The organism is Amycolatopsis sp. NPDC049252 (assembly GCF_043197175.1).
In the GTDB taxonomy this organism is placed as follows: domain Bacteria; phylum Actinomycetota; class Actinomycetes; order Mycobacteriales; family Pseudonocardiaceae; genus Amycolatopsis.
Genome location: NZ_JBICSQ010000165.1, coordinates 1 through 6,325, shown reverse-complemented (window position 1 = coordinate 6,325; position 6,325 = coordinate 1). Strand labels below are relative to the sequence as shown.

The following is a 6,325-nucleotide window of genomic DNA, read 5'->3' as shown; positions in this document are numbered from 1 at the left end:
GATCGCGGTGTCCGCCCGCTGGATCGACACCGTCCCGTCCGGGCGCGACCTGACCGCGCTGCCGGTCGACGGCGCCGGTGACCGCGGCCCGTCCGTCGGCGGCCGCGACACCCGCGTCGGCGAGGTGCTCTCGGTGGTCGACGCGATGGCCGCACCCGGCACCGCGACGTCGTACTACCTCGTCCACGCCGACGGCCTCGAGCCGGTCGGGCAGACCGAAGCCAGCCTGCTGGTGACGACGGAGGCCAACGCCGTGGCCTACTCCGGCACCCCGGCGCCGGTCGAGGTGCGCGCGGCCGACGTCGCCGGGGCGCGGAAGGTCGCGGCTCCGCGCGCGGGCGGCGCCGACCCGGCCGCCTTCCCGGACCGCATCCCCGGCAAGGCGCCGATCACCGGCAACGCGGTGACCCTCTGCTCGCAGGGGTCCCGGTTACTCGTTTCGGCCGAACTTCCGCTTCCGGGCGGCGCGCGAGCCATCCAAGTGGCGACCCGGTCCGAAGCACGGGTGGCGGACGAGGTCTACGTGCCGCCGTCGGGAGGAGCGGTGGTCGTCGAAGCCGGCTCCGCCACGACGTACTTGGTGACGGACACGGGCCGCAAGTACCCGGTGGTCAGCACCCAGGCGCTGGCCTCACTGGGCTACGGAGGGGTGGCCCGCCAGCCGATCGCAGGTAGTTTGCTCGCATTGGTGCCGACGGGCTCCGCGCTGGATCCGGCCACGGCCGGCCGGCCGGCCCCGTCGGGTGGAACGGGGTGAAAGTCGTGCACATGACAGAAGAGCGCTCGACCGAAGACGCAGTGACCGGGCCGGGGCGGGTCCGGGTCGCGGTCGTCGAGGACCACCCGCTGTACCGCGTCTCCGTGGAGCGCGTACTGGCCGAAGCCGAGTTCGTCGAGCTGGGCGCGGTGGTCGACTCGGTCGCCCGCTTCCACGTCCACCGGCAGCCACCGGGCAGCGTGGTGCTGCTCGATCTCGGCCTCCCGGGCGTCGCGGGCGCGGCGGCCGTGCTGGAGGTCTGCGAACTGGGGCACCACGTGCTGGTGGTGTCGGCCCAGGCGGAACCGGACGTGGTGCTCGGCGCGATCGCGGCCGGCGCGCGGGGGTTCCTGTCGAAGGACGTCGACGCCGAGGAGCTGCTGATCGCGATCAAGACGGTCGCCGACGGCGGTGCGTACGTCTCGGCGGTGGTCGCCGGGATGATCATCAAGGACAACGCCGACCGGCCGGTGACCGCGGCCGAGGTCGAGCTGTCGCCGCGCGAGGAGCAGGTGCTGCGGCTGGTGGCGGCGGGGGAGCGGGACGTCGACATCGCGCTGATCCTCGGCATCGGCGTCCGGACGGTGCGGGGCTACCTCGACCGGATCCGCGACAAGACGGGGGAACGGCGCCGGCCGGGCCTGGTCAAGGAGGCCATCCGGCGTGGTCTCATCGGCGGGTCGGGCCCGCGGCGCGGCGGTCGCAAGTGAGCGACCCCGGCGAGCAGACCCCGGCCCCCCGGCGCATCCACGTCGGGGTGATCGAGGACCACCCGCTCTACCGGTACGCGCTGACCCGCGTGCTCACCGAGGCCCCGGACATCGAGCTGGGCGCGGTGGCCGACTCGGTGGCCCGCTTCGCGGTGCAGGACCAGCCGGCGGGCAGCGTCGTCGTGCTCGACCTCAAGCTGCGCGGTGTCCAGGACGCGGCCGCGGTCCTGGAGGTGGGGCACATGGGGCACAAGGTGCTGGTGGTGTCCGCGCACGCGGAGCAGCCGGAGGTGCTGGGCGCGATGCAGGCGGGTGCCAAGGGCTTCCTGTCGAAGGACGTCGACGGCGACGAGCTCCTGCGCGCGATCCGCACCATCGCCGACGACAACGCGTACGTCTCGCCGACGCTGGCCGGGATGATCATCCAGGACAGCGAAGAGCGGCACGCGGGCCCGAAGATAGTGCTGTCGGAGCGCGAGAAGCAGGTGCTGCGCCTGGTGGCGGCGGGCGAGCGCGACGTCGACGTGGCGGAGATCCTCAACATCAGCGTCCGCACGGTGCGGTCCTACCTGGACCGCATCCGCGACAAGACGGGCGAGCGCCGCCGCGCGGGCTTCGTCCGGGTGGCGATCCGCGAAGGCCTGCTCCGCTGACTCCGCTCAGCCCAAAGCCGTGAAGGCCTCCTTACCGGCTCTTATGGCCGGTAAGGAGGCCTTCACGGCTTTCCGGGACCGCGGTCAGAGGCGGCGGTTGGCCAGGGCGCCGGTCGCGGTGCGGGCCTTGGCGGCCACCGCCGGGTCGACGTCCACCAGCAGGGTCTCCGCGCCCGGGCCCGCGGCGGCGTGTACCCGGCCGAAGCCGTCGGACGCCAGCGAGTGGCCGATGCCCGTGGGCGCCTTCGGGTTCACCGTGACGCCCGTCACCGCCGGGTCGGCCTGGCCGCACGCCAGCACCCAGCAGCCCGAGTCCAGCGCGCGGGCCCGCACCAGGACCTCCCACTGCTCGCGCTTGCCCTCGCCCGCGCCCCAGGACGCCGGCAGCAGCACGACGTCGGCGCCGTCGTCGGCCAGCGCCCGGAACAGCTCCGGGAACCGCACGTCGTAACACGTCGCGACGCCGTAGACGACGCCTTCGAACTCGAACGTCGCCAAGGTGGCGCCGGGCGCCACCTTGTCGGACTCGGCGAAGCCGAACGCGTCGTAGAGGTGGATCTTGTCGTAGCCGAGGTGGTGCCCGGCCCCGGTGACCAGCAGCGTGTTGCGCACCCGCCCGTCCGCCGGGGTGAACATCCCGGCGACGATCACCACGCCGTGCTCGGCCGCGACCGCCGCGACCGCCGTCGCCCACGGCCCGTCCAGCGGCTCGGCGACCGCGTCCAGGGGACGTCCGAAGCGCGCCATGGTCGCCTCGGGGAACACGACGATCCGCGCGCCGTCGGCGACCGCCGCCTCGACGCCGGAGCGAACCAGCTTCAGGTTCGCCTCCGGGTCGTCACCCGAGTTGAGCTGGCACAACGCGATTCGCGCCACTGCTGCCTCCTGCATGCTGGGATCCGCCGTCACCGGGGAGTATCGCTGAAAACCCGCTCGGTGTGACCTCGTACCCTGGGGGCATGCTGAACCGCACCGACCTGCGCGGGCAGGTCCCGACCGCCGCCGAACTGCGCGCCACCCTCCCACGCGCCGAATACGACGTGGACGCGGCGCTGCATCACGTGCGGCCGGTCGTCGAGGCGGTCCGTGACCGCGGTGTCGAAGCCGTCCTCGAGTACACGGAGAAGTTCGACAAGGTCCGCCCGGTCAGCGTGCGCGTGCCGCGGGAGCGGCTCACCCAGGCCCTCGCCCAGCTCGACCCGGCCGTGCGCGCCGCGCTGGAGGAGTCGATCACCCGCGCCCGCAAGGTGCACGCCGAGCAGCGCCGCTCCGACGTCACCACGACGGTCGTCGACGGCGGCACGGTCACCGAGAAGTGGGTGCCGGTCGAGCGCGTCGGGCTGTACGCGCCGGGCGGGCTCGCGGTGTACCCGTCGACCGTGGTGATGAACGTCGTCCCGGCGCAGATCGCCGGCGTCGGCTCGCTGGTCGTCTGCTCGCCGCCGCAGGCCGGGTTCGCCGGGCTGCCGCACCCGACCATCCTCGCCGCGGCCGAGCTGCTCGGTGTCGACGAGGTGTGGGCGGTCGGCGGCGCGCAGGCCGTCGCGCTGCTGGCCTACGGCGGCACGGACACCGACGGCACCGAGCTGACCCCGGTCGACGTCGTCACCGGGCCGGGCAACATCTACCTGACCGCCGCGAAGCGGATGTTGCGCGGCCTGATCGGGATCGACTCCGAGGCCGGCCCGACCGAGATCGCCATCCTGGCCGACGAGACGGCCGACCCGGTGCACGTCGCCGCCGACCTGATCAGCCAGGCCGAGCACGACCCGCTCGCCGCGAGCGTCCTGGTGACGACGTCGGTCGAGCTCGCCGACGCCGTCGACAAGGAGCTTGTGGGCCGCGTCTCGGCGACGAAGCACACCGAGCGCGTCACCGAAGCGCTGGGCGGCAAGCAGTCCGGCGTCATCCTGGTGTCCACTGTGGATGACGGCCTTCGCGTGGTGGACGCCTACGCCGCCGAGCACCTGGAGATCCAGACGGCGGACGCGCGCGCGGTCGCCGCCCGGGTCCGCAACGCGGGCGCGATCTTCGTCGGCGCGTACGCCCCGGTCTCGCTCGGCGACTACTGCGCCGGCTCCAACCACGTGCTGCCCACCGGCGGGTTCGCCCGCCACTCCTCGGGGCTGTCCGTGCAGAGTTTCCTCAAGGGCATCCACGTCGTGGACTACAGCGAGGACGCGCTGCGCGAGGTCGCCGGCCGCGTCGTCGCGCTGGCCAACGCCGAGGACCTGCCCGCGCACGGCGAGGCCGTGACGGCGCGATTCGCGGGGGAGGCCCGATGACCATCGGCGAAGAGATCACCCTGGACGAGCTGCCGCTGCGTGAGGACCTGCGCGGCAAGTCGCCGTACGGGGCGCCGCAGCTGGACGTCCCGGTCCGGCTCAACACCAACGAAAACCCGTACCCGCCGCCGCCGGAGCTGGTCGCGGACGTCGCCGAGGCGGTCCGCGCGGAAGCCGCCGAGCTGCACCGCTACCCGGACCGCGACGCCCTCGAGCTGCGCCACGACCTGGCCGACTACCTGAGCGTGTCGACGCGGGTCGTGCTGACCGAGGAGAACGTCTGGGCCGCCAACGGGTCCAACGAGGTGCTGCAGCAGATCCTGCAGGCCTTCGGCGGTCCCGGGCGCAGCGCGCTCGGTTTCGAGCCGTCGTACTCGATGCACCCGATCATCGCGTCGGGCACCCGCACCGAGTGGGTCCCGGCCCCGCGCCGCGACGACTTCACGCTCGACACGGCCGCGGCGGCGTCGCTCATCCGCGAGAAGCGGCCGGAGATCGTGTTCGTCACCAGCCCGAACAACCCGACCGGCGGCTCGATCCCGCTCGAGGAGCTGCGGGCGGTGCTGGACGCGGCCACCGGGATCGTCGTCGTCGACGAGGCGTACGCCGAGTTCTCGTCGCAGCCGAGCGCCGTCGAGCTGCTGGCCGACTACCCGGCGCGGCTGATCGTGTCGCGCACGATGAGCAAGGCGTTCGCCTTCGCCGGCGGCCGCCTCGGGTACCTGGCCGCTGCCCCTGCGGTCGTCGACGCGCTGCAGCTGGTGCGCCTGCCGTACCACCTCTCGCGGCTGACCCAGGCGGCCGCGCGCGCGGCGCTGCGGCACGCCGACGCGACGCTGAGCACCGTCCACAAGCTGGCCGCCGAGCGCGACCGTGTCGTGGAAGCGCTGGCGGGCCTGGGTTTCGACCCGGTGCCGAGCGACTCGAACTTCGTCCTCTTCGGACGGTTCGCGTCGCCCCCGGCCGCGTGGAAGTCCTATTTGGACCGAGGCGTGCTCATCCGTGACCCGGGCATCCCCGGGCACCTGCGCGTCAGCATCGGCACCCCGGAAGAGAACGACGCCTTCCTCGAGGCGAGTAAGGAAGTTTCCCGATGACGCGCGTCGGCAAGGTCGAACGGACCACCAAGGAGTCCTCGATCTCCGTCCAGCTGGACCTCGACGGCACGGGCGAGGTGGAGATCGCCACCGGCGTGCCGTTCTACGACCACATGCTGACGGCGTTCGGCGTGCACGGCTCGCTGGACCTCAAGGTCGAGGCCACCGGTGACGTCCACATCGACGCCCACCACACGGTGGAGGACACGGCGATCGTGCTCGGCCAGGCGATCCGCCAGGCGCTGGGCGACAAGAGCGGCATCCGCCGCTTCGGCGACGCCTGGATCCCGATGGACGAAACCCTGGCCCACGCGGCGATCGACGTCTCCGGGCGGCCGTACTGCGTGCACGTGGGGGAGCCGGAGCAGTTCACCACCTTCACCATCGGCGGCAACTACCCGTTCGTGCTGACGCGCCACGTGTTCGACTCGCTGGCGTTCCACGCCCAGATCGCGCTGCACGTCCGGGTGATCCACGGCCGCGACCCGCACCACATCGCCGAGGCGGAGTACAAGGCGGTGGCCCGCGCCCTGCGCGCGGCGACCGAGCCGGACCCCCGCGCGGGCGGCATCCCCTCCACGAAGGGCGTCCTGTGAGCAAGGAAGTCGTCGGCGTCCTGCTGCTCGCCCTGGGCGGTTTCCTGGTGGGCGGCGTCTATTCGGCCTGGAAGACGGCCAAGTTCATGGCGGTCGTCCTGGGCATCGCGGCAGTCCTGGCCATCGGCGGCGCCATCTTCTGGTTCGCCAGCTGACCCCGTAAAGCCGTGAATGGCCCATTGAGGGACTTAGAGTCCCTCAATGGGCCATTCACGGACGGTGGCTAG

At 72.7% G+C, this 6,325-nt stretch carries 8 protein-coding genes; 7 read left to right on the top strand and 1 reads right to left on the bottom strand.

Annotated features, from left to right (window positions below; translation table 11 throughout):
• The 3 genes from ACGFMK_RS48630 to ACGFMK_RS48620 form a co-directional block, all read left to right on the top strand.
• The coding region (locus ACGFMK_RS48630) for a type VII secretion protein EccB (RefSeq protein ID WP_392778782.1) at positions 1–757 on the top strand (757 nt) is incomplete at its 5' end.
• An 11-nt stretch (positions 758–768) separates the two neighbouring features.
• A complete protein-coding gene (locus ACGFMK_RS48625) occupies positions 769–1,467 on the top strand; it encodes a response regulator transcription factor (protein ID WP_323332675.1) in 699 nt (232 codons plus the stop codon).
• A complete protein-coding gene (locus tag ACGFMK_RS48620) occupies positions 1,464–2,120 on the top strand; it encodes a response regulator (protein ID WP_392778779.1) in 657 nt (218 codons plus the stop codon). The genes ACGFMK_RS48625 and ACGFMK_RS48620 overlap by 4 nt, the downstream gene beginning before the upstream one ends.
• An 84-nt stretch (positions 2,121–2,204) precedes the next feature.
• On the opposite strand, the gene ACGFMK_RS48615 is transcribed toward ACGFMK_RS48620, so the two are convergent.
• On the bottom strand, positions 2,205–2,996 hold the full coding sequence (locus ACGFMK_RS48615) for a carbon-nitrogen hydrolase family protein (RefSeq protein ID WP_392778785.1): 792 nt from the start codon (positions 2,994–2,996) through the stop codon (positions 2,205–2,207).
• 83 nt (positions 2,997–3,079) lie between these two features.
• Between ACGFMK_RS48615 and hisD the strand changes: the two genes are divergently transcribed.
• Genes hisD through ACGFMK_RS48595 form a run of 4 tightly spaced genes read left to right on the top strand, consistent with a single transcriptional unit; the run spans position 3,080 to position 6,253 of the window.
• Positions 3,080–4,405 carry a histidinol dehydrogenase gene (hisD, locus tag ACGFMK_RS48610; RefSeq protein WP_392778776.1) on the top strand — a complete coding sequence of 442 codons (1,326 nt, stop codon included), beginning with the start codon at positions 3,080–3,082 and terminating at the stop codon, positions 4,403–4,405.
• Positions 4,402–5,502 (top strand): histidinol-phosphate transaminase, encoded by a 1,101-nt coding sequence (locus ACGFMK_RS48605; protein ID WP_392778773.1) that lies wholly within the window; start codon positions 4,402–4,404, stop codon positions 5,500–5,502. Before hisD ends, ACGFMK_RS48605 begins: the two co-directional genes overlap by 4 nt.
• Positions 5,499–6,098 carry an imidazoleglycerol-phosphate dehydratase HisB gene (hisB, locus tag ACGFMK_RS48600; RefSeq protein ID WP_392778770.1) on the top strand — a complete coding sequence of 200 codons (600 nt, stop codon included), beginning with the start codon at positions 5,499–5,501 and terminating at the stop codon, positions 6,096–6,098. The genes ACGFMK_RS48605 and hisB overlap by 4 nt, the downstream gene beginning before the upstream one ends.
• The gene (locus ACGFMK_RS48595) at positions 6,095–6,253 is read left to right on the top strand and encodes a hypothetical protein (RefSeq protein ID WP_247062838.1); all 159 of its coding nucleotides are present in this window, start codon (positions 6,095–6,097) and stop codon (positions 6,251–6,253) included. Before hisB ends, ACGFMK_RS48595 begins: the two co-directional genes overlap by 4 nt.
• The last annotated feature ends 72 nt before the right edge of the window (positions 6,254–6,325 follow it).

What these genes read in the sequence shown, in the direction of transcription:
- hisB (WP_392778770.1), top strand. Translation starts at nt 5,499, where the DNA reads ATGACGCGCGTCGGCAAGGTCGAACGGACCACCAAGGAGTCCTCGATC.
- ACGFMK_RS48625 (WP_323332675.1), top strand. Translation starts at nt 769, where the DNA reads ATGACAGAAGAGCGCTCGACCGAAGACGCAGTGACCGGGCCGGGGCGG.
- hisD (WP_392778776.1), top strand. Translation starts at nt 3,080, where the DNA reads ATGCTGAACCGCACCGACCTGCGCGGGCAGGTCCCGACCGCCGCCGAA.
- ACGFMK_RS48605 (WP_392778773.1), top strand. Translation starts at nt 4,402, where the DNA reads ATGACCATCGGCGAAGAGATCACCCTGGACGAGCTGCCGCTGCGTGAG.